At 66.2% G+C, this 20,542-nt stretch carries 18 protein-coding genes; 6 read left to right on the forward strand and 12 right to left on the reverse strand.

Translation table 11 applies throughout. The features are described from left to right. The first annotated feature begins 91 nt into the window (after window positions 1-91). Window positions 92-1,186 carry a DNA polymerase IV gene (gene dinB / locus ACZ1II_RS04175; RefSeq protein ID WP_465143164.1) on the forward strand — a complete coding sequence of 365 codons (1,095 nt, stop codon included), beginning with the start codon at window positions 92-94 and terminating at the stop codon, window positions 1,184-1,186. A gap of 57 nt (window positions 1,187-1,243) precedes the next feature. Here the strand turns inward: dinB and ACZ1II_RS04180 are convergent, their stop codons facing one another. Further along, window positions 1,244-4,084: a TonB-dependent receptor domain-containing protein gene (locus tag ACZ1II_RS04180; protein ID WP_465143165.1), complete on the reverse strand. Its 2,841-nt coding sequence runs from the start codon at window positions 4,082-4,084 to the stop codon at window positions 1,244-1,246. A gap of 423 nt (window positions 4,085-4,507) precedes the next feature. Here ACZ1II_RS04180 and ACZ1II_RS04185 point away from each other — a divergent pair, with 423 nt between their 5' ends. Next, complete coding sequence (locus ACZ1II_RS04185) at window positions 4,508-5,152, forward strand: DUF4198 domain-containing protein (protein WP_465143166.1); 645 nt, start codon at window positions 4,508-4,510, stop codon at window positions 5,150-5,152. Between the two features lie 11 nt (window positions 5,153-5,163). Here ACZ1II_RS04185 and speD read toward each other — a convergent pair whose 3' ends face one another. The 9 genes from speD to ACZ1II_RS04230 form a co-directional block, all read right to left on the reverse strand. Continuing rightward, a complete protein-coding gene (gene speD / locus ACZ1II_RS04190) occupies window positions 5,164-5,532 on the reverse strand; it encodes an adenosylmethionine decarboxylase (RefSeq protein ID WP_465143167.1) in 369 nt (122 codons plus the stop codon). Window position 5,533: 1 nt separating this feature from the next. Further along, on the reverse strand, window positions 5,534-7,159 hold the full coding sequence (locus ACZ1II_RS04195; RefSeq protein WP_465143168.1) for an FAD-dependent oxidoreductase: 1,626 nt from the start codon (window positions 7,157-7,159) through the stop codon (window positions 5,534-5,536). After that, the gene (locus ACZ1II_RS04200) at window positions 7,149-8,696 is read right to left on the reverse strand and encodes a polyamine aminopropyltransferase (protein WP_465143169.1); all 1,548 of its coding nucleotides are present in this window, start codon (window positions 8,694-8,696) and stop codon (window positions 7,149-7,151) included. The genes ACZ1II_RS04195 and ACZ1II_RS04200 overlap by 11 nt, the downstream gene beginning before the upstream one ends. Further along, window positions 8,689-8,898, reverse strand: coding sequence for a DUF350 domain-containing protein (locus tag ACZ1II_RS04205; protein ID WP_334183498.1), 210 nt, complete (start codon window positions 8,896-8,898; stop codon window positions 8,689-8,691). Before ACZ1II_RS04205 ends, ACZ1II_RS04200 begins: the two co-directional genes overlap by 8 nt. Before the next feature lie 55 nt (window positions 8,899-8,953). Next, window positions 8,954-9,127, reverse strand: coding sequence for a hypothetical protein (locus tag ACZ1II_RS04210; protein ID WP_465143170.1), 174 nt, complete (start codon window positions 9,125-9,127; stop codon window positions 8,954-8,956). Further along, window positions 9,124-10,392, reverse strand: coding sequence for a DUF4178 domain-containing protein (locus ACZ1II_RS04215; protein ID WP_465143171.1), 1,269 nt, complete (start codon window positions 10,390-10,392; stop codon window positions 9,124-9,126). Before ACZ1II_RS04215 ends, ACZ1II_RS04210 begins: the two co-directional genes overlap by 4 nt. Beyond that, window positions 10,389-11,000 (reverse strand): DUF4178 domain-containing protein, encoded by a 612-nt coding sequence (locus tag ACZ1II_RS04220; RefSeq protein WP_465143172.1) that lies wholly within the window; start codon window positions 10,998-11,000, stop codon window positions 10,389-10,391. Before ACZ1II_RS04220 ends, ACZ1II_RS04215 begins: the two co-directional genes overlap by 4 nt. Window positions 11,001-11,076: 76 nt before the next feature. Beyond that, window positions 11,077-12,060, reverse strand: coding sequence for an SPFH domain-containing protein (locus ACZ1II_RS04225; RefSeq protein ID WP_465143173.1), 984 nt, complete (start codon window positions 12,058-12,060; stop codon window positions 11,077-11,079). Window positions 12,061-12,167: 107 nt separating this feature from the next. Next, window positions 12,168-13,364 (reverse strand): MFS transporter, encoded by a 1,197-nt coding sequence (locus ACZ1II_RS04230; RefSeq protein WP_465143174.1) that lies wholly within the window; start codon window positions 13,362-13,364, stop codon window positions 12,168-12,170. Window positions 13,365-13,486: 122 nt separating this feature from the next. Between ACZ1II_RS04230 and ACZ1II_RS04235 the strand changes: the two genes are divergently transcribed. Both ACZ1II_RS04235 and ACZ1II_RS04240 read left to right on the forward strand, forming a co-directional pair. Continuing rightward, window positions 13,487-14,395, forward strand: a complete 909-nt coding sequence (locus tag ACZ1II_RS04235; RefSeq protein ID WP_465143175.1) for a LysR family transcriptional regulator — start codon at window positions 13,487-13,489, stop codon at window positions 14,393-14,395. Window positions 14,396-14,466: 71 nt separating this feature from the next. Beyond that, window positions 14,467-15,126, forward strand: coding sequence for a homogentisate 1,2-dioxygenase (locus ACZ1II_RS04240; RefSeq protein WP_465143176.1), 660 nt, complete (start codon window positions 14,467-14,469; stop codon window positions 15,124-15,126). Between the two features lie 6 nt (window positions 15,127-15,132). Here the strand turns inward: ACZ1II_RS04240 and ACZ1II_RS04245 are convergent, their stop codons facing one another. After that, window positions 15,133-15,513 (reverse strand): winged helix-turn-helix domain-containing protein, encoded by a 381-nt coding sequence (locus ACZ1II_RS04245; protein WP_465143177.1) that lies wholly within the window; start codon window positions 15,511-15,513, stop codon window positions 15,133-15,135. 251 nt (window positions 15,514-15,764) lie between these two features. Between ACZ1II_RS04245 and ACZ1II_RS04250 the strand changes: the two genes are divergently transcribed. Together ACZ1II_RS04250 and ACZ1II_RS04255 are read left to right on the forward strand one after the other, a co-directional pair. Then, window positions 15,765-16,412 carry a YitT family protein gene (locus tag ACZ1II_RS04250; protein ID WP_465143178.1) on the forward strand — a complete coding sequence of 216 codons (648 nt, stop codon included), beginning with the start codon at window positions 15,765-15,767 and terminating at the stop codon, window positions 16,410-16,412. Window positions 16,413-16,570: 158 nt separating this feature from the next. After that, window positions 16,571-18,454, forward strand: coding sequence for a potassium transporter Kup (locus tag ACZ1II_RS04255; RefSeq protein ID WP_465143179.1), 1,884 nt, complete (start codon window positions 16,571-16,573; stop codon window positions 18,452-18,454). Between the two features lie 44 nt (window positions 18,455-18,498). On the opposite strand, the gene ACZ1II_RS04260 is transcribed toward ACZ1II_RS04255, so the two are convergent. After that, a complete protein-coding gene (locus tag ACZ1II_RS04260; RefSeq protein WP_465143180.1) occupies window positions 18,499-20,478 on the reverse strand; it encodes a TonB-dependent receptor domain-containing protein in 1,980 nt (659 codons plus the stop codon). Window positions 20,479-20,542 lie beyond the last annotated feature (64 nt).

Below are 20,542 nucleotides of genomic sequence, written 5' to 3' on the forward strand. Positions count from 1 at the left end.
GATATCGAAGGCAAGGGCATATCACGAGACACTGGCGCAGGCGACATTTACGAAGTTCACATTTTGTTCGCTTGGTGCTAAGTCCGAGTCCATGCCGGATGCTGCGGACAGGAAGATCATCCACGTCGACATGGACGCATTTTTCGCGTCGGTCGAACAGCGTGACGATCCGGCCCTGCGCGGCAAGCCGGTCGCGGTCGGTCATGCGGCGGCGCGCGGCGTGGTGGCGGCGGCCAGCTATGAGGCGCGCAAGTTCGGGGTGCGTTCGGCCCTGCCTTCAGTCACGGCGCTGCGCCGCTGTCCGGACCTGATCTTCGTGCCGCCTCGGTTCGATGTTTACAAGGCGGTGTCGCGGCAGATCCATGCGATCTTTGCCGACTACACCGACCTGGTCCAGCCGCTTTCGCTGGACGAGGCCTATCTGGACGTGACCGCGAACCGGCGCGGCCTGCCCACGGCGTGGAAGACCGCGAAGGAAATCCGCGCGCGCATCCTGGAGGAAACAGGACTGACCGCTTCCGCCGGGATTTCCTACAACAAGTTTCTCGCCAAGCTCGCCTCCGACCAGCGCAAGCCCAATGGGCAGTTCGCGGTCACCCCGGATATGGGGGCGGACTGGGTGGAGACCCTGCCGGTCAAGCGCTTCCACGGCGTCGGCCCGGTCACGGCGGCGAAGATGCAGCGGCTCGGGATCGAGACCGGGGCGGACCTTCGCGCGAAGCCGCTGGCGTTTCTCCAGCAGAATTTCGGCAGTTCGGCCGAATGGTATTTCCAGATCGCGCGCGGGATCGACGAGCGTCCGGTCAACCCGGACCGCGAGCGCAAGTCGTCCGGCTCGGAAACGACGTTCGACCGCGACCTGACGCTTGGCGAAGAGATCGAGGCGGGGGTACTGGGGCAGGCCGACGATGTCTGGGCCTGGTGCGAACGCGCCCAGGCGTTCGGACGTACGGTGACGGTGAAGGTCAAATATGCGGATTTCCAGATCATCACCCGCAGCCGCACCCACGCGGGCGTCGTCTGTCGTCACGAGGATTTGCGGGACGCGAGCCTGGCGCTGATCCGTTCGGTATTGCCCACCGAAAAGGGCATCCGCCTGGTCGGTGTGACCGTCTCCAACTTCGATCGGCCAGCCGAGGATTCCGCGCTGCCGCTGTTCGGAGCGGTGCCTGCACCTGCCGATTGACGGGCGCTGATCGAAGGACCGGCGCGGAAGGTCTGGCTCCCGCGCCGGTGTACCGGATTACATGCGATAGGAGACGCGCAGGTAGCCGAACTGGCCGGGCACGTCGTAAGTCGAAGGATCGTAGTTCGGGCCGGTGCAGGTGTTGCAGGGCGGCGGATCACTGTTGAACACGTTGACGACGCCGAGCGTGAAGGTCAGGGCGCTATCGAGGAAGCTGGGCGTATAGCCGAGCTGAACGTCGCCGTAGAAGCGGCTCTTCATCTTGTGGCCGTCGCTCTCGGTCACGCTGTCGATGTAGCGCCCGGTGAACGAGGCATCCACGCCCGCCAGCGACCAGCTGAGAATGCCGGTGCCCTTGAACTTGGGGTAGGACTGGTCCGGGAAGCCGCGGGTCGTGCCCTTGTAGCTGATCGTCGCCGAGCCGTTCGCGGCGGGGAGCGTTTCGGTATAGCGCAGCAGGCGATTGGCGTTGAAGGCCAGCCCGAAGGTGCCTGCCCCGGTTTCCGGCGAGCGGTAGTTGAGGCTGACGTCGAGGCCCCGCGTGCGGATGCTGCCGATGTTCTGCAGCAGGCCGACCACGCCTGAGATGATCCCGCTCGGCGTGCGGGTCACGTTGGCGCAGGCATCGGCATCGCCGAGTTCGGCGCAGCGAGCCAGGGTGACTTGCGGGTTGATCGCCGAGATCGCCCCGTCGACCTTGATGTCGTAGTAATTGACTTCGAGGCTGAGGCTCTGCGCGAAGCCGCCTTGCGCCCAGCTGGGGCTGTAGACGCCGCCGAACAGCCAGGTCTTGCTGGTTTCCGGGGCGAGATCGGAATTGCCGCCGGTCAGGGTGGGGATCTGGCCGCCTTGCGGTTCCTGGTAGCTGCCGTCGGCGGGGACGCCGTTGGCGATGCAGTTGGTGCGCACCGTCGCGGAACTCTGCCAGAGCGAGCCGGCGACATTGGTGCAGGGATCGTCGATCGGTGCGTCCGCACGGGAGCGGGCCCCGAACAGTTCGCCGATGGCGGGTGCGCGGAAGCCTTCGGCATAGGAGCCGCGCAGCAGCAGGTCGGACACCGGTTTCCACAGGCCGGTGGCGGTAAAGGTCGTGCTGGAGCCGCTCGTCGAGTAATTGGCGTGGCGAACCGCGCCGTCCGCTTCCAGCAAGTGGAAGAACGGCGTGTCCTTGAGGATCGGCACGCGGATTTCGCCGTAGAACTCGTCCGAATTGTAGCTGCCGGCTGCCGCCTGCGCGGGAATGTCGGCGCCCAATCCGGCCTGGATGATCGGATCGGGGGTGAAGGAGCCGAACTGGTAGCGATGCTCGTAGCCGACGGCGATGCCGACCGGGCCCGCGGGCAGGTCGAACAGGTCGCCGGTGAGGTTCGCGGTATAGTCCTGAAGCCGCTGGCTGGACCGGTCACGTTCGGTGAACGAGATGTAGTTCAGCATGGCCGGGGTGATCGATCCGGCGCCGCCGAACACGTTGAGCGGAACGCAGTCCCCGGTGCAATTGGCCAGCGGCCCGAGCGCCTGCTGGACGCGCGCGGCGTTGACGTTGCCGGTGAAGACCTGATGCGCGTCGTTCCACCCGAAGGCAGCGTTCACGTCCCAGTAGAACTTGCGCGAGCCGACCTGGAAACTGCCGTCGAGCGAGGCATTGGCGGTAAAGGTATCGACATGCTGGGTATACGTGCGCTGTCCGGCCTCGACCAGGCGCCGGGCGATGAAGCTGTAGGTCGCCGGTTCACCGTTCGCGCCCGAATTGAGCGTGATGCCGAAGGGATTGTAGGGATTGGTGGCGTCGATCGAGACGGTATCGAGCAGATTGCCGTTACCAGCGTCGGGGCCGAGGAACAGCGGCAGGAATGCCGCCTGGTTTTGCGAATTGCGCCGGTTGTACACCATCTTCGCGCGGAAGGTGACGTTGGAGCTGAGTTCCTGCTTGGCGTTGACGAAGAAGCCGTAGCGTTCGGAAGGCGTCAGGAAGTAGTTGTAGGGCGCGAAGTTGAAGCGGTCGGCCGTGGTGAAGGCGCGGAAGTCTCCGCCCACCAGGGTCGGATCGTAAGTGCCGCGCGTCAGCAGCGGCGGGTTGCGGGGCGTCACGCTGCCGCCTGCGGGCAGCGAGGGATTGCCCGGATTGAACACGATGCGTCCATCGACCGCAGCGGAGGAGCAGCCGCCGCGCGGATCGTCGCAGCTGGTCTGGCCCGGATTGGGGAACTGCGAGATCGAGCGATCCGCCGTGCTCACCTTCTCCTGCTTCACGTAACTGGCACCGAACACGACCGAAGTGGTCGGGCCGTTCACGCCGTAGCTGACGTTGTAGTCCTGCGTATGGCCGTCGCCTTGGCGGAAGGTGCCGAACTGGGCGGAGGCGCGCAGGCCGTCCTGCTTCGTCTTGGTGATGATGTTGACGACGCCCGCGATGGCGTCGGAACCGTAGAGCGGGGACTGGCCCGATTGCAGCACTTCGATGCGTTCGATCTGGCTGACGGGGATGGTGTTGAGGTCGACTGTGGACGGGATGCCGCTGGCCGCGGTGGCGTTGACGTAGCGCATGCCGTCCACCAGCACGAGCGTGCGTTTGGCCAGGAGGTAGCGCAAGTCGATCTCGCTGGTGCCTGCTCCGACGCCGCCGCCATCCTGGGGATTGCCGATATTGCCCGAATTGTTCGCCTTGCTGTTGAGGCCGCCCGCCGCGCTGGGCAGGCGTTGCAAGATGTCGGCTACCGAGGAAAGGCCGGTCCTGGCGAGGTCCTGATCGCTGACGGTAACGACCGGGCTGGGATTGTCGAGCGGGTTCTGGCGGATGCGCGAGCCGGTGACGATGATGGCATCGGCGGGATCGGCGGAGGAACTTGCGCTATCCTGCGCGAAGGCCGTGGCGGGAAGTACGAGAGCCAGTGCGGCCATGCTGCAATGCAAATGAAGACGCTTGGAATTCATTATTTCACCCCTTCATGAAGTCGCCTCGAAACGGGTGAAATCAAAGGTCTATTGCCTGATGGTGCGCCGCAACGACTTTTGTGGGGGGCTCCTTCGTTTTTGAAATAAAGGTGAAATATTGTAGCAAAGCTGCAACATAAGCAGGGTGTCGAAAATCCTTTGCAGGCCGAAATACGTTCTTTCCCATAGGTTTGGGTCAAAGCTCTCAGGGCAAAGTTCGGGTGCGCTTTGTTGCTGCCGATTGCCTGCAGGCTGAGCGGGCTTTGGACGTCGTTGTGATGTTGCAATTAATTATCAATATAGATAGCGTCTGCCCCGATCCGGGGGAGGTGATGACGCGTTTGGAAGAGCTGCGGATTCCAGCACCCGGCCCTTTGCGAAAACAACGTCATGGAGATCGAGATGAACCTGAAATATCTGACCCCGCTTGTCCTCGCATGCCTTGCTCCGAGCGTGCAGGCCCATGAGGTCTGGATCGAGCGCGACGGTGCGGGACCCGCCCGCGTCTATCTCGGCGAGCCGGGCGAGCCGCTGCCGCAGGGCGGCGATCCCGAATTCGACCACCTCAAGGCGCCGAAGCTGATCCCGGCTGCCGGTGCCGCCGGTGTCCGCAAGGCGGGCTATATCGAATATGCCGTCCCCGCCGGGGACGTTCGCGCCCATGACGACACCGTGTTCGCGCCCTGGGGGCCGGACGACAAGAAGGAAGGCATCGTCTACTACGCCCGCGCCGGTCGCGGCGAGGCGCGCGCGGCGATGCCGTTCGAGATCGCGCCCGTCACTGCGCATGGCAACGGTTTCGTGCTGGTGCGCGATGGGAAGCCGGTGGCGAATGCGCCTGTTACCGTGATCTCGCCGGACAAGTGGTCCAAGTCGGTCAAGACCGATGCGCAGGGCCGGTTCGCGCTCCCCGCGCGGGAAAAGGGGCGGTATATCCTGACGGCCTCGCACAAGAACGAAAGCGGCGGCGAGACGAGCCTCGGCAAGGTCGCCACATTGCACACGGTGGCGACGACCACTTTCGTGGTCGATTGATCGCAATGCGGTCAAGCGGTCGGGTTTACGAGACCTAGCCGCCTGACGGCCTGCTTGCGGCGCACCTTTCCCTGCAAGTGGCGGCAGATCGTCTCCAGCCCGGCTTCGGCATCCGCCTCTCGGCCGCAGACGAAGAGATCGACCGCCGCGATGCCGTGCTCGGGCCAAGTGTGGATCGATATGTGGGATTCGGCGAGCAGGGCCACGCCGGTCACGCCCATGCCGGGGCCGAAATGATGGAGCCGCACGTCGAGCAGGGTGGCTCGCGCAGCCTGGGCCGCCTCGCGCAGGCTGGTCTCGATCAGGGTGATGTCGCCGAGGCCCCGGCAGTGGTCGACGTCGGCGATCAGGTGCAGGCTGCTGTCGGGGCTATGCGCCATGTCAGGCGAGACTTTCGAAGGGGTGGCGAAGGTGGGCGAGGGCCTTTTCCGCTGCGATCACGCCGCGGTGATGGGCTTCCTCGAACAGCGAGAGGCCGCTGAGGTCGGAATGGGCGAAGAGGATAGGCGGCGCGGCTCCGTTCGCCGCGCGGCGGGCCGGGTCGCTCAGAAAACCGGGTGAGGGGCGGACCATGGCATGGCCCCAGCGCCAGACGTCGATGCGCTCGACGGCGCCTTCGAGGTCCGGGTTCATGGCGAGGAGATCGCTGCGGACGAGGTTCTGCCAGTCGCGCAAGGGGCGGGTCATCATGATTTTGCGCGCCTCCTTCGGAGCTTCCCGGGAAAGCGGCATGTACCACGTCAGTACCGTCTTGCCGCCATCGGTCGCTTCGCTCTGGTGGGTCGCGACCACGTAGCCGAGTGATTCGCTGGCGGTGGAGACATTGTCCCAGGCCAGCGAAATGCCCTTGCCTTCGGGATGCCGCGCGACCGTGACATTCGCCGTAACCCATGGCGCATAGCTGAAACCGCCCGCCTCGGCGGTTTCCGGGGCGACGCGGGCGGCGACGAAGTGCGGCATCGCCAGAACCGCGACTTTCGCGCGCAGCCGGCGGCTGCGGTGGGAGCGGTGATCAAAGACATCGACATGCGCGCCTTTCCCGGCGGGGGCGACGCGAAAGACGGTGTGGGCGGGGCGCAAATGCCCGGCAATGCGCCCGGCCATGCGGGCGGCGAGGCGGTCGTTGCCTTCGGGCCAGGTCAGTTCGCGGTCCCCGTCGTCATCGGTTGCCCAGCCCCGGCGTCCGGCGAAGTAGTGGATGCCCGCCCAGGCCGAGACATGTTCGGGTTCGCTGCCGTAGTCGTCGCGGCAGCCATAGCGCAGCCAAGCGCGCAGGACGCCCGAGGTAAAGCCTTCCCTGTCCAGCCACGCCGCGAAAGTTTCGCGATCGAGCGAGCGGAAGCGCGGGTCTTCGCTGGAGAAGGCCATCGGGATCGCGAAGGCGGGCTTGCCGTCGCTGCCGGTCGCGGCGCGGTATTCGGCCATGCGCCGCTCGAAGGCTTCGTGCTGGGCGCGGTCCTGCGCGGTTATGCCTTGCCGGGGGAACAGGCCCTCCTGCCAGTGCCCGCGCCAGAGCAGGCGTTCCTCCAGATCGGCGCAGAGCTGGTAGGGATCGTAGACCGGCACGCCGTCCCGCTCGCCGGTTATCATGCCGAATTGGCGGAGCATGTGCCGCAGGGCACCGGCCTCCCGGTTCGGCACCGGCAGATAGTGCGCGCCGAGCGGATAGGCGCTCACGGCATTGCGGCCGGAGCGGGCATTGCCGCCGGTGCGGTCCTCCAGTTCGAACAGGACGAAGCGCTCGAACCCTGCTTCGGCAAGGCGCCAGCCCGTGGCGAGACCGGCCACACCGCCGCCCGCGACGACCACGTCGACATCCTCGACCGCGCCTTCCGGTTCGGGAAAGCGGTCGTCGCGCAGCAGGTGGCCGCGCTGCCAGTCGGCGCCGCTTAGCGTACCGGGAATGGCTTCCTCGCCGCACCCGGCGAGCGTGCTGGCCGCCAGCGCGCTGCCGGCCGCCAGTGTTCCACCTGCCAGCACCTCGCGCCGCGTCGGTTCAGCCTTCATACTTGCCCCATTCCTCGGCGAAGCTGCGCACGAGGGCTTGGTTGTCGAGGCGGTTCACCGGGGCCGGGCGGCGCGCCATGTCGGGCGGGAAATCGAACATCGCGCGCTCGCTGGCCGGGGTCAGGAAGCGCAGGCCCTTGGGCAGGCGCACGCTGTCGCCGATCTGGCGGTGCGCGGCGAGCGTGAAGCCCCATTCGCCGAAGCTGGGCACATAGGCGTGATAGCCGCGCGCCGTGAACCCGGCGGCCTCCAGCGTGCTCGCGACGGTCCAGTAGGAGCGCGGGGCGATCAGCGGCGAGGTGCTCTGCACCGTCATCACGCCGTCGGGCGCGAGCAGGCGGGCGACTTCGCGGTAGAAACTCTCGGTATAGAGCTTGCCGAGCGAGAATTCGGTGGGGTCGGGAAAGTCCACGAGGATCGCGTCGTAAGGCCCCTCGGCCTCGCGGACCCAGCGGAAGGCGTCGGCATTGTGCACGGTCATGCGCGGGGAAGAGAGCGCGCCCTGGTTCAGCGCGGCGAGCTGCGGCGTATCGCGGAACAGATGCGTCATTTCCGGGTCGAGATCGACCAGGGTGACGTGGCGAACGCGCGGGTCGCGCAGCACTTCGCGCGCGGCAAGGCCGTCGCCGCCGCCGAGGATCAGCACGTTTGCGGGATCGGCGACGCGGCCCAGCACCGGCCAGACGAGCGCCTCGTGATAGCGATACTCGTCGCGGGTGGAGAACTGGAGGTTGCCGTTCAGGTAGAGCCGCAGGTCCTCGCCGCGCCGGGTGATGACGATGCGCTGGTAGGGCGTCGAGCGGGCATGGACCACCGGCTCGGCATAGAAGGCCACTTCCGACCAGCGCTGCATGCGGTCGGCCATGGCGAGGCCCGCGATCAGGCTGGCGGTCACGACGAGGGCGGCGGCCATGTCGGCGGCGACGCTGCGCTGGCGGCGCAGCGCGAAGAGCAGGGCCAGCGCCACCGCGACATTGGCGAGGCCGAAGACGAAGCCGGTGCGGATCATGCCGAGCCAGGGCACCAGCACCAGCGGGAACAGCAGCGAGGCGATCAGGGCGCCGACATAGTCGTACGTCAGCACGTTCGACACGAGTTCGCGGAAGGCGAAGCGGTGGCGCAGGATGCGGATCAGCAGCGGGATTTCGAGGCCCACCAGCACGCCGATCGCCAGCACCAGCGCATAGAGCACCACGCGGAAGTCGCCGACCAGCGGGAACAGCATGAACAGGCCTGCGGCGGACCAGCCGCCCAGCGCCGCGATCATGATCTCCACGCGCACGAAGACGCCCATCTCGTCGCCGCGAACGTGGCGCGAGAGCCAGCTGCCCACGCCCATGGCGAATAGGTAGGTGCCGATCACGGTGGAAAACTGGGTTACGCTGTCGCCCAGCAGGTAGCTGGCGAGGGTCCCGGCCAGCAGTTCGTAGATCAGCCCGCACGTCGCGACGACCAGGACCGAGACCAGCAGGATGACCGCGAGCGAGGCGGGCGCTTTCCCGCCGTCCGGACTCGCGGCCGCAATGTCTTCAGCCATGAATGGCCGCGGCGATGATGTTCGAGATGCCGATGGCGACGGCTCCCGCAAGGATCGAGACCGCCACGTTCTTGTGTTCGATGATCTCGCGCCAGAGTTCGCCGGGCGTCAGCCGGTCCACCAGCACGAAGCTGACGACGAAGATCACGATGCCCAGCCCCGCGTAAAGCAGCGTGGCGAGGAAGACGGAAAGTGTGAGCATGTCGGCTCCTTCCAGTGAGAGGCCCGGTGAGAGGGCTGGGCTTGGCTTGGCTTGGCTATTTGTGCGTGGGACCGACGCGCCCGCCGTAGAAGCCGCCGCCGCTTCTGCCGCCGCTCCCCGCTTCTCGGCTCTCGTCCGAAAAGGGCGACCAGGCGTAATAGGAGGCGGTGGCGGTTCCGGCGACGAGCAGCAGGCACCACAGCGTGAACAGGATGACGCGCGGGGTCATGAGTTCTGGTTCCTGAAGCGTCGCCAGACGAGCACGCAGGGATAGATCGAAAGCAGGATCACCAGGGTCCACCAGTTGCCCCAGGGCAGGCTGCCGGTGCGCGCGTCGATGCGGATTTCGATAGATTCCGGGGCATACCAGGAATTGCTGCTGTCAGGCACCACGTCGACCGGCCACGAATGCGCGGCGGCATCGACGTAGAGGTCATAAGTGCCGCGCGGCACTTGTCCGAACAGGGTGCTGGCGCTGCGGCTGCCTTCGGTCCAGGCGCCGTCGGAGTCGCTGCCCGAATAGTGCTCGGAAAGGCCGTAGCCGTCGATCGACTGGCCCGTGGTCCGGTCGACCAGGCGGTAGTCGAGTTCGATCCAGCGGTTGTCGAAATTCTCCCCGCTGGCGGTGACGGTGACGAACTGCCAGCCCCGCCGCACTGTGATCGCGCCGATTTTCTGGCCTTCGCGCGTCGATCCGAAAGGCGCGGTAACAGTGCCGCTCACGCGCTCGACAGGTCCCGAGATGACGATCATTGCCAGCAGGGCAAGGATCGCGCTCGCCAGCACGAGCAGGCAGATGCGGCCGAGATCGTCCGGTTTTCCGGTCTCTTCGCCGCGCGCGTAGAGCGCGGAGCGGGTTTCCCGAGACAGACGAGAAGGCGCGATGCCGAAAGCCGTTTCGACATGACCCGGCGAAAGGGCCGCGAGTTGGGTCCAGTTGACTTCCCCGTCCGTGTCCTCGCGCGAGAGGGTGAAGTCTCGGGATGTGTAGGACGTGGCGCGCGCGCTGTCGCCCTTGGAGACGCGCCAGTAGAACTCGCCGATCAGCGTGCCGGTCACGGCCTCGCTCTCGTCGTCTTCCTGGCGGAAGCGCTGGCCGCGCCAGAACACGGAATTGGCCTTGGCGTCGGGGCGGCCCAGCAGCGGAGTGCCGAATTGCCACTCGCCATCCCACTCGACCAGCCAGCGATAGCCGACGTAAGGATTGAAAAGCAGATATTCGCGCCAGCGATCAGTCGGCCCGCGACGGTTCATTGCGCCGACGACTTCCCATTCGCTATCGAACAGGCTGCCGCGCGCGCCGAGCGGCAGCGAGAACTGCCCGGCAGCGCGCTTGTGGCGCTCGATGATCTGTACCTCGGGGCGTGAGACGTCGAGGATCGAGCCGCAATAGCGGCAGGCCAGATTGACCGACCAGCCCGCCGCGCGCACTTCCAGCGTGCCGCCGCAAGCGGGGCAGGCCAGCGTGCGGGTGCCCTTCTGCGCCTCGTTCATTGCAGCGCTGCCGGGAGCGGCCAGCCCTCGATCTCACGCAAGGCGCGGGGCGAGAGGCCGGAAAGCTCGTGCCAGGTGCCGAGCCAGGCGCTGGTGCCCTCGGCGTCGCGCTGGAGCGAGAGCGCCTCGCCGCCGGGAGCGCGGAAGTCCACATTGGTCATCGACCAGCCGGGCAGGGTGGGAAAGGGCAGGTCGCCTTCGCTGCCGAGGCATTCGGCCTGCTTGATGTCGGAAACCTCGAAGGCGATGCCGTCCACTTCCAGGCCTTGTCCGACAAGCGGGTCGCGACCTTCGGCAAAGGCGTGCGCCAGCGGATCGGCCATCACGTCAGGCCGCTGCGCCGTCAGCATGTAGAGGCCCATGGCCTCGCCCAGCCAGCGGCTTTCGCCGCCGGGTGTCGCCAGCAGCCACTCGTTCCACGAGCCGCCGCTCCAGCCCCAACGCACGCGGCCCGCTGCGGTATATTCGATACCCGCGATCGTGAAGCGCGTGCCCAGCCGGACCGGCGAGATGTCGAACGGCACTTCGGCCACTTTGCCGATCTCTTCGAGCGCCTGCCCCTTGCGCAGGATCAGCGACTGGCAATGGGTACAGGTCGTATAAGGCACGGAAAGTCCGCGCACGGGCAGGGCGGCGCCACACGACGGACAATGGATCACGCTGTCGCTCCCCCCGAAACGCGGATCAGCGAATGCGCGACAGCAGTTCGGCCTTCTTGGCGTCGAACTCCTGCTGGCTGAGCGCGCCGAGCGTCACGAGCTTGTGCAGCTTCTCGATCGTGGCGATCGGGTCTTCCTCTGGCGGCGGGGAAGATGGCGCCGTAGCGCCGAGACCCGCCGACATCGCCCCGCCCAGCGCGGTCGCCGCCGCGATGCCAGCGCCGACACCGGCCACGCCGCCATCGACTCCGGCCGCCCGTTCGATCGCCTCGGCCGTCTGGAAGCGGGTATATTGTCCCAGGTCGCCGAGCACCCGCATCGACGAACCCTTGTCGAGGTGGGCCTGGACTTCTTCCGGCAGCGACACGCTTTCGACGTAGAAGCTCAGGCATTCCAGGCCCCATTGCGCGAAGGCCTTGTCCACTTCGCCCTTGATGCGGTCCGACAGCGCCTGCTGGTTGGCGGCGAGATCGAGGAACGGGATGCCGCCGCTGCCCAGTGCGGTGGCGATCGCGGTCTGGATCGCGGCGCGCAGCTGTGGCTCCAGCGCGGAGACGTTCAAGCCCTCCAGCGTGCCGACGACCCGCGACACGAACGGTTCGAGATCGGCGACGCGGAAGGAATAGGACCCGAAGGCGCGGATGCGCAGCGCGCCGAACTCGGCATCGCGCACCGTGACCGGCTGGGCGGTGCCCCACTTCAGCCCGTGCTGTTCCTTGCGCGAAAGGAACACGACGTCGGACTTGAAGGGCGACTTGAAGCCCTTGTCCCAGTTCATCAGGCTGGTGAGCACCGGCAGGTTCGCGGTGTTCAGCGTGTGCAGACCGGCCTCGAAGAAATCGGCGACGCAGCCTTCGTTGACGAAGACCGCGACTTGCCCCTCGCGCACTGTCAGCTGGGCGCCGTTCTGGATCTCGCGGTCCTCGAACGGCACGCGCCAGGCGAGTTGGCCCGGCTGTTCGAGCCATTCGATGACGTCCACGAACTGTTTGCGAAGAAATCCGAACATGACAGACCCCGAAAAGATGGTCTGCCGAGCGTAGAGAGTTTGCCGCTTTCTGAAAAGGACGGAAACAAACTCTCTACGGTTTGCAGGAAAGTGGCTTTTCTCGACTGTCAGGCTTCTGCCAGATGGGGCTGGCCGACCTTTATCGATCGGTTTCCGAACAATACGAGCACAAGTCCCGTCACGGCCAGGAGGCTGCCGGTAACGGAGACCGCGCCATAACCGAGGCCGAGCTTGACGACGGCGGCGCCGGCGGCCGCGCCCAGCGCATTGCCGAGATTGAACGCGCCGACATTGATCGAGGAGGCGAGGCCCGGCGCTTCCGAGGCCGCCGCCATGACCCGCATCTGCACGGGCGGCACCAGCGCGAAGGCAGCGGCGCCCCAGACCAGCAGCCCGATCGCGGCGCCGATCTGTGAGGTCAGCGCCAGCGGCAGGACCAGCATGACCACGGCCAAGAGAGCGAGGAACAGCTTGGTCGCGCCGTCGAGCGACCAGTCCGCCAGTCGTCCGCCCATCCAGTTACCGATGGTGAAGCCGACGCCGATCAGCGCGAGGGCAAGAGTCACGAAGGTGTTGGAGGCATGGGCGAGCTGGGTCAGGGCGGGCGCCACGTAAGTATAGAGCGTGAACATCGCGCCAGCCCCCATGACCGTGGTCGCCATGGCGAGCAGGACCGGGCCGCGGGTCAGGACCCTGAGTTCGCGCGCCACGTCCGGCCGGGTTCCGCTGCTGCCTTTGGGAAGCGCGGCCCAGAGTGCGAGAATCGCGGTGAGGCCGATCAGTGCGGTTCCCCCGAAAGCGGTTCGCCAGCCGACCTGCTGGCCGATCCACGTCGCCGCCGGCACGCCGCCGATATTGGCGATGGTCAGGCCGAGGAACATCGTGGCGACGGCGCTGCCCTGCTTTTCCTTGGGCACGACACTAGCCGCAACCACCGCGCCGAGGCCGAAGAAGGCCCCGTGATTGAGACTGGTGACAAGCCGGGCCAGCAGCAGCGTGTAGTAGCCCGGCGCCATCGCGGACATCAGGTTGCCGATTGTGAAGATGCCCATGAGCAGCATCAGCGCGGTGCGTTTCCCGAACCGGCTGAAGGCCAGCGTCATGACCGGCGCGCCGAGCATGACGCCAAGGGCATAGGCGCTGACCAGCAGGCCCGCTGTAGGGATCGAGACCTTGACGCCCTCGGCGATCACCGGAAGCAGGCCCATCGGCGAGAACTCGGTGGTGCCGATGCCGAAGGCCCCGATCGCCAGGGCGAGCAGGACTCGGCGGGGATGGGTTGGGTCTGGATTGCTGGCCGTCACGGGAAAGTCCTTCGATCGATCGTCAGGCGGAGAGGTGATAAGTGCATGGTGCAAAAATGGACTGTTCCAACCCCGCGCGGTAGGCTGCCTGGATGCGAAAGATTTTTGAACCGGATGCAAAGATGCCGCTAGGAGCGGATCGGGCGAGGGCGCTGGAGGTTTTCGCCGCGGTGGTGTCGGAAGGCAGCTTTTCCGCCGCCGGGCGGCTGCTCGATCTGACCCCCTCCGCCGTCAGCCGGACGGTCGACCGCATCGAGGCACGGCTGGGCGTGCGGTTGCTGCTCCGCACCACGCGGGCGCTGTCGCTGACGGCGGAAGGGCAGGCCTATCTCGGCGCGGCGCGGCGGATTCTGGCCGATCTCGACGATGCCGAGCAGTCGATTGCCGATCGCGGCGCGCCGCGCGGACGGCTGCGGATCAGCGTCTCCCATGCCCATGCCCGCTTGACCGTTGTGCCGCTATTGGGCGAATTTGCGCGGCTCTATCCGCATATCCTGGTCGATGTCGGGGTCAGCGACCGATTGGTCGATGTGGCGGCGGGAGAGGCCGACGTGGCGATCCGCTTCGGGCCGCTCGCCGACAGTTCGCTCACCGCGCGCAAGCTGGGCGAGAACCGCCGCGTCATCGTTGCCGCGCCTGGCTATCTGGCGCTTCGCGGCATGCCGCAGGTGCCCGAAGACCTGCTGGAGCACAATTGCCTGAACTTCAACTTCCGCCGCGCCGAGCCGGTATGGCCGTTTCGCAAGGATGGCCGCGACTATGCGCTGAGCGTGCGCGGCTCGATCGAGGCGAACAATGGCGAGACCCTGGGCCAACTGGCGGCTGACGGCGTGGGCATCACCCGCGTCGGCCGCTTCAGCGTGGTGGAGGAGATCGCTTCGGGACGGCTGGTGCCGGTGCTGGAAGACTATAACCCCGGCGACGTGGAACTCGTCCACGCGGTCTTCGTTGGAGGGACGAACATGCCTGCGCGGGTGCGGGTCTTCGTGGATTTTCTGAGCGATCGTATGCACCTCAGCCCGCATTTTTGACCTGTTGGACTGACCATGATCGGCTATATCGCCAAGCTTGAAGAGACCTCTGCAATGAAGGAACCTAGACGATGACCCGGCCTCTCCTGTCCCGCGCCGCCTGTTTGGCATCGGTGCTGACGCTGGCCGTCGTTCTGCCTGCGGGCATGGCCTTCGCGCAAGTCTCGCCCGACAAGTTTCCGATGCAATCGCCGGTCGGGCCCCCCAGCGCGTCGCCGTCGTCGGAGGGCAAGCCTTCAGGGCAGCCGGATAACATGCCCACTCCGATGGCCTGTCCGTCCGATCCGGTGGACCTGCCGCCTGAGCTCGCGGCGTGGAGATCGCGTAAGCCCTTGCTGGCCGCCCGCGACACGCGCTCGCTGTCCGGCGCGAAGATCGATCTCGGCAAGGCGATCGAGGGCGGTCTGCGCCCGACTTCCGAAATGCGCTATGCCCAGCGTCCCGAGAAGCCCGGCGGTTCGGTGAGCTTCGGCGGGCTTTACACGTTCTCCGTCGCTGATGCGGGCAGTTACCGCGTGGCGCTCGGCGCGGCGGCCTGGATCGACGTGGTGAAGGCCGGAGCCAAGGCGGGGAACGGCACGGTCATGACTTCGACCGCGCATGGCCACGGGCCGGACTGCTCGGGCATCCGCAAGATGGTGGACTTCACGCTCCAGCCCGGCATTTATCTGCTCCAGATCTCGGGCAATGCCGCTGCCCGGTTGCCGCTGCTGGTGACGCGCCTGCCCTGATACCGTTCACTCGCCCTGCGCGGGGAGCGGTTCCTCGCGCACGGCGCCTTCCAGCGCCCGATATTCGTCGGACTGCCCCAGACCGGCCATCAGCGCTTGAAGGCCGCGAAACTGCCCGAGCACCATGCGTCCGGCGTCCGTCACTCTGGCGCCGCGTTCACGGCCGCCTCCGGCGACGGTCTCCACGAGCGGTGCCTGCCAGCAGCGGTTCATCGCATCCACCAGCAGCCACGCGCGGCGATAGCTCATGCCCATGGCGCGCCCGGCGGCGGAGATCGATCCTTCGCGGTCGATGGCCTCCAGCAGGTCGGCCTTGCCCGGCCCCATGGCGATCTCGTCTCCGCAATAGATTCGGGCGTGCAGTTTCAATTTCGATCTGGCGGTCATGCTCGGTGGGCAAAGTTGGTTTGGCAGAGCCTACATGGTCTCGTCGTCCCAGGCGAGTGCCGATCGGAGGTCCCGGCGGCGATGTTGCGCCTGCGAAACAATTCCGTCTGTCCGGGTGACGGAGATGTGTCCGGATTGCGCTGGAGGGTCCCGCGAATAGTGGGTTATTGCGTGGTTTCAGTTGTCCTCGACAGTGCCTTCGCAAGTGCATAAACGGCTGGCGAATCACTCCTCCTGACGAGGTTTTCGCCATGACCGCCATCCGCCACGGCCGCATCGAGGACATCTACGCGCTTGCGGTGGGTAGCCTGCTCATCGGGCTGGGCCTGACGATTCTCCATTCGGCGGGACTGGTGACGGGCGGCATGGCCGGGCTGGCGCTCTTGGTGGGGCATTTCGCACCGCTGCCGCCGGGCCTGCTCTTCGCCGCGCTCAATGTGCCGTTCCTGTTCCTGGCGCTGCGGGCCATGGGTTCGCTCTTCGCCTTGCGCACGATCGCGGCGAGCGGCGGCATCGCGCTGGCTTCGGTGCTGTCCGAACATGCGCTGACGATCGAGGTCAAGGACCCCTTCGCCGCTGCGGTGGGCGCAGGCACGCTGCTTGGCATGGGGACGCTGGCGGTTGTGCGTCACGGAGCGGGCGTGGGCGGCGTCGGGATCGTCACGGTCTGGCTCCAGCGTACGCGCGGCTGGAACATCGGGCGTTCGCAAATCCTGATCGACTTTGCGATCCTTGCGGCGTCCTCGGTGTTCCTCCCGCTGGACAAGCTGGCCTGGTCGGCGACCAGCGCGATCGGCATGGGCGTGGTGACGGCACTCTGGCTGCGTCCGGGACGCTATGCCGGTTTCTCGCCGCTGCGCAAGGCGCGCCAGGTCGGGACACCCTCCGCCCAGTCCTGAGAGAAAGTCCGGCCGATTGAGAATGTCGCGCGGTGCCTCGGCAAAGCGGTCAGGCCCCGGACAGGCGCTCAAGATTCCCACGGGGAATTGCGCGGATCGCATAAAGATTACATAGAGAATATGGCGCCTTCGCGCGCGTGAGACTAGGCGCCCGTTTCATGAGCGAGACTTCCGGGCATCACGCCCCCAATGAAAGCCTCACGGCGCTGTCGATCGGCGCCATCGGCGTCGTGTTCGGCGATATCGGCACTTCGCCGCTTTACGCGCTGAAGGAGAGCTTCATCGGCCATCACCCGCTGGTGGTGGACCGCCTGCACATGTTCGGCGTGATCTCGCTGATGTTCTGGACGATGATGCTGATCGTCACGATCAAGTATGTCTTCATCATCCTGCGCGCCGACAACAACGGTGAGGGTGGCAGCCTGGCGCTGCTAGCCCTGATCGGCCGGACGATCGGCAAGAACCGCTGGACGCCGCTGATCGCCATGCTGGGGGTGACGGCGACCGCGCTGTTCTATGGCGATGCCATCATCACTCCGGCGGTCTCGGTGCTTTCGGCGGTGGAGGGGCTGACCGTGGTGAACCCCGGTTTCGCCCGCTTCGTGCTGCCGATCGCGGTGGTGATCCTGATCGCGCTATTCTCGGTCCAGTCGCACGGCACGGGGATCATGGGGAAGTTCTTCGGACCCGTCATGATCGTCTACTTCCTGGTGCTGGCAGGGCTGGGTGTATCCTCGATCCTGCGCGCGCCCGAGGTGATTTCGGCGCTCAGTCCGCATCATGCGGTCGAGTTCTTCATGGCGAATCCCAAGCTGGCCTTCCTGGCGCTGGGTTCGGTGGTTCTGGCCGTGACCGGGGCCGAGGCGCTCTATGCCGATATGGGGCATTTCGGCCGCAAGGCGATCTCGATCTCATGGCTCTATGTCGCCTTTCCCTGCCTTCTGCTCAATTACCTCGGGCAGGCCTCGCTGGTGCTGCGCAATCCCGAGGCGATCAGCAATCCCTTCTTCTTCATGGCGCCGGACTGGGCGCGTCTGCCGCTGGTGGCGCTGGCGACGATGGCCACGGTCATCGCCAGCCAAGCGGTGATCTCGGGCGCCTTCTCGGTCTCGCAGCAGGCGGTGCAGCTCGGTTTCCTGCCGCGGATCAAGATCCTGCACACGAGCGCCAAGGCGGCGGGGCAGATCTATGTGCCACTGGTCAACTGGGGCCTGCTGGTCATGGTGATCCTGCTGGTCTTCGGCTTCCGCAGTTCGGGCAACCTGGCCGCGGCCTACGGCATCGCCGTGACCGGCACGATGGTCATCACCGCCTGCCTGCTCGGGGTGCTGACCTTCACCGTGTGGAAATGGCATCCACTCGTTGCAGGCGCCGTGACGCTGGGCCTGCTGGTCATCGATGGACTGTACTTCGCCTCGAACGTCACCAAGATTCCCGACGGCGGCTGGTTCCCGTTGCTGGTAGCGGCTGTGGTCTTCACCCTGCTCACGACCTGGGCGACCGGCAGGCAGCTGGTGCGCACGCGCCTGAAGGAGGATTCGATCCCCTTCGGCGTCTTCCTAAAGTCCGTGGGCGAGCGGGTGCGGCGCGTGCCGGGAACGGCGGTATTCCTGGCCTCGACCAACGAAGGCGTGCCGCCGGGGCTGCTGCACAACCTCAAGCACAACCACATCCTGCACGACCGCGTGGTGATCCTGACAGTGTCCAACCGCGGCGTGCCTCATGTCGCCTCCGATGACCGCTGCGAAGTCGAGGACATGGGGCAGGGCTTCTACCGCATGGTCCTGCACTACGGCTTCATGGACGAGGCGGACATTCCCGCCGCGCTCGCCGCAGAGGACCGGGCGGGCGGGCCGTTCAAGGCGATGGAGACGAGCTACTTCCTCTCGCGCCAGACGCTGATCCCCTCCGCGCGACCGGGCATGGCGCTCTGGCGGGAGAAGCTCTTCGCGCTGCTGGTCCGCAACGCCCAGAGCGCGATGGAATTCTTCAAGCTGCCGACTAACCGCGTGATCGAACTGGGCAGTCAGCTGGAAATCTGAAAAAGGCGCTCCCGAGCCAGTCGGGAGCGCTTTCTCTCAAGTCGTCAGAAGCGGGCGGTCACGCCCATCCAGACGCGGGCCGGGTCGATCATGTAGCCCGCCTCGTCGTAGTTCAGGCGCTTGTCGAACAGGTTCTGCACGCCGGCATGGAAGGTGAGGCCGGGCGAGACCTTGTACGATCCTCCGAGGTCGACGGTCGTGTAGGATTCGACCACGAGGTTGTTGCCGCTGATCTGCGCCTCGGTCACCGCTTCCTCGCCGCGATAGACGGCGCGGGCATACATGGTGAGGCGGTCGTCGGGGCGCCAGTTGAGCGAGGCGCTGGCCTGCTGCTTCGGCGTGTCGTTGAGCGCCATGCCCGCGCTGGCGCCGGTGAGCTGCTCGGAGTCGGTCAGCGTACCGGAGGCGCTGAGGCGCAGGGTGCGGGTGAGATCGAGGTCGATGGTCGCCTCGATGCCGCGCACTTTGGCCTTGTCCACGTTCACGTAAGTCGTCGGTGGACGGCCGATCGAGCTGAGCGGCTCATCGACGCACCAGGCTCCGGCGGAGATGCAGGTAACGCGGGTGATCTTGTCGTTGAAGCGGGTGTCGTAGGCGGTCAGGCTGGCCTGGAAGCCCTTGCCTTCGTACATCGCCACCGCCTCGATCGTGCGCGAGGTTTCCGCTTCGAGATCGGGGTTGCCGTAGATCGTGCCGCCCCGGCTTGACTGTCCCCAGTCGGGCAGGGTCTGGCGAAGGTTCGGCGCGCGGAAGCCTTGCGAATAGCCGCCCTTGAGCGTGAAGCGCTCGGTGGTGTTCCACACGAGATAAACGCGCGGGGTCCAGTGTTTGCCGTATTGCTCGTCGTTGTCCATGCGGATGCCGCCGGTCAGGCGGAGGCTGTCGAGGATCGAAAGTTCGTTCTCGGCGAACAGCGCCCAGTTGGTACGGCTGGCCCCCGTGCGCGTCGAACCGGCAAGCAGGTTGCCGACCGAGTCCGCAAGGTCTTCGTTACGGAAGAAGCCGCCGAGGCTCAGCATGTTGGACGGCAGTTGCACCGACCAGATCGACTGTGCGACGGTGTTCCTGATCCGCTTGGTGGTTTCGAGATTCTTGGCGTCCTCGTACTGGACGTAGCTTTCCGAATTGGCGAAGCCCCAGCGGCCCGAGTGGCTGAGCGCGGCGACGTAGCGCTCCTGGGTCTGGGTATCGAGCGTGCCTTCGGGGACGGTGGCGGTCACTTCCACGGTCTTGCCGGCGGTTGCGGTCACTTCCTGGCGGTAGAAGCCGCCCTCGACGAGGAAGTCGTGGTCGGGACCTGCGGAGAAGCCGATCTTGCCGCCGAGGCTCTCGTCCTTGCGCTCGGGCGTGCCGCCGACGACGCGGTCCTCGGTGCGGCGGTTGAGCGAGCCCTGGACCTGAAGCCCAACGCCCTTGGCCAGCGGGCCGGAGAGGTAGAAGTTGCCGTCGTAGAAATTGCCGTAGTCGCTGCCGAGCTGCATCGTGCCGTTCACGCGCATGCTGCCGCGCCATGACGGAGCGATGCGGCGGGTGATGACGTTGACGACGCCGCCCATCGCATCCGAACCGTAGAGCGAGGACATCGGACCGCGCACGACTTCGATGCGCTCGATCGATTCCAGCGGCGGCAGCAGGCCGCCTTCGGACGTATTGCCGCCGTTGGTACGGGTCTCGCGGCTGCTCAGGCGCTTGCCGTCGACCAGGATCAGCGTGTACTGGGGCGACATGCCGCGGATCGAGATATCGCGGCTGTTGCCCTCGCCGGGGGTGACGGTGACGCCGGGGATTTCCATCAGCGCGTCGGTCACTTCGCGGTAGGGCAGGCGCTCCAGCTCTTCGCGGGTGATAACGCTGATCGAAGCGGGCGCGTCCTTCACTTCCTGCTCGCGGCTGGTGGCGGTGACGACGATGGTGGAAGCGCTGGTGGTGCCCTCGGCTTCTTCGGCCAGTGCAGGCTGGCACAGTGTAGCTGCGGCGAGACTCAGGGTGGCCGCGCTCGCGCGCAGCCGGAACTTGTGGATCACGATAACCCCCCTTTGGGATACTAATGCGAATGCTTTGCAGTAGCGCCCTTGGCGTGGGGTGACC

Source organism: Novosphingobium sp. BL-S-20 (genome assembly GCF_055521635.1).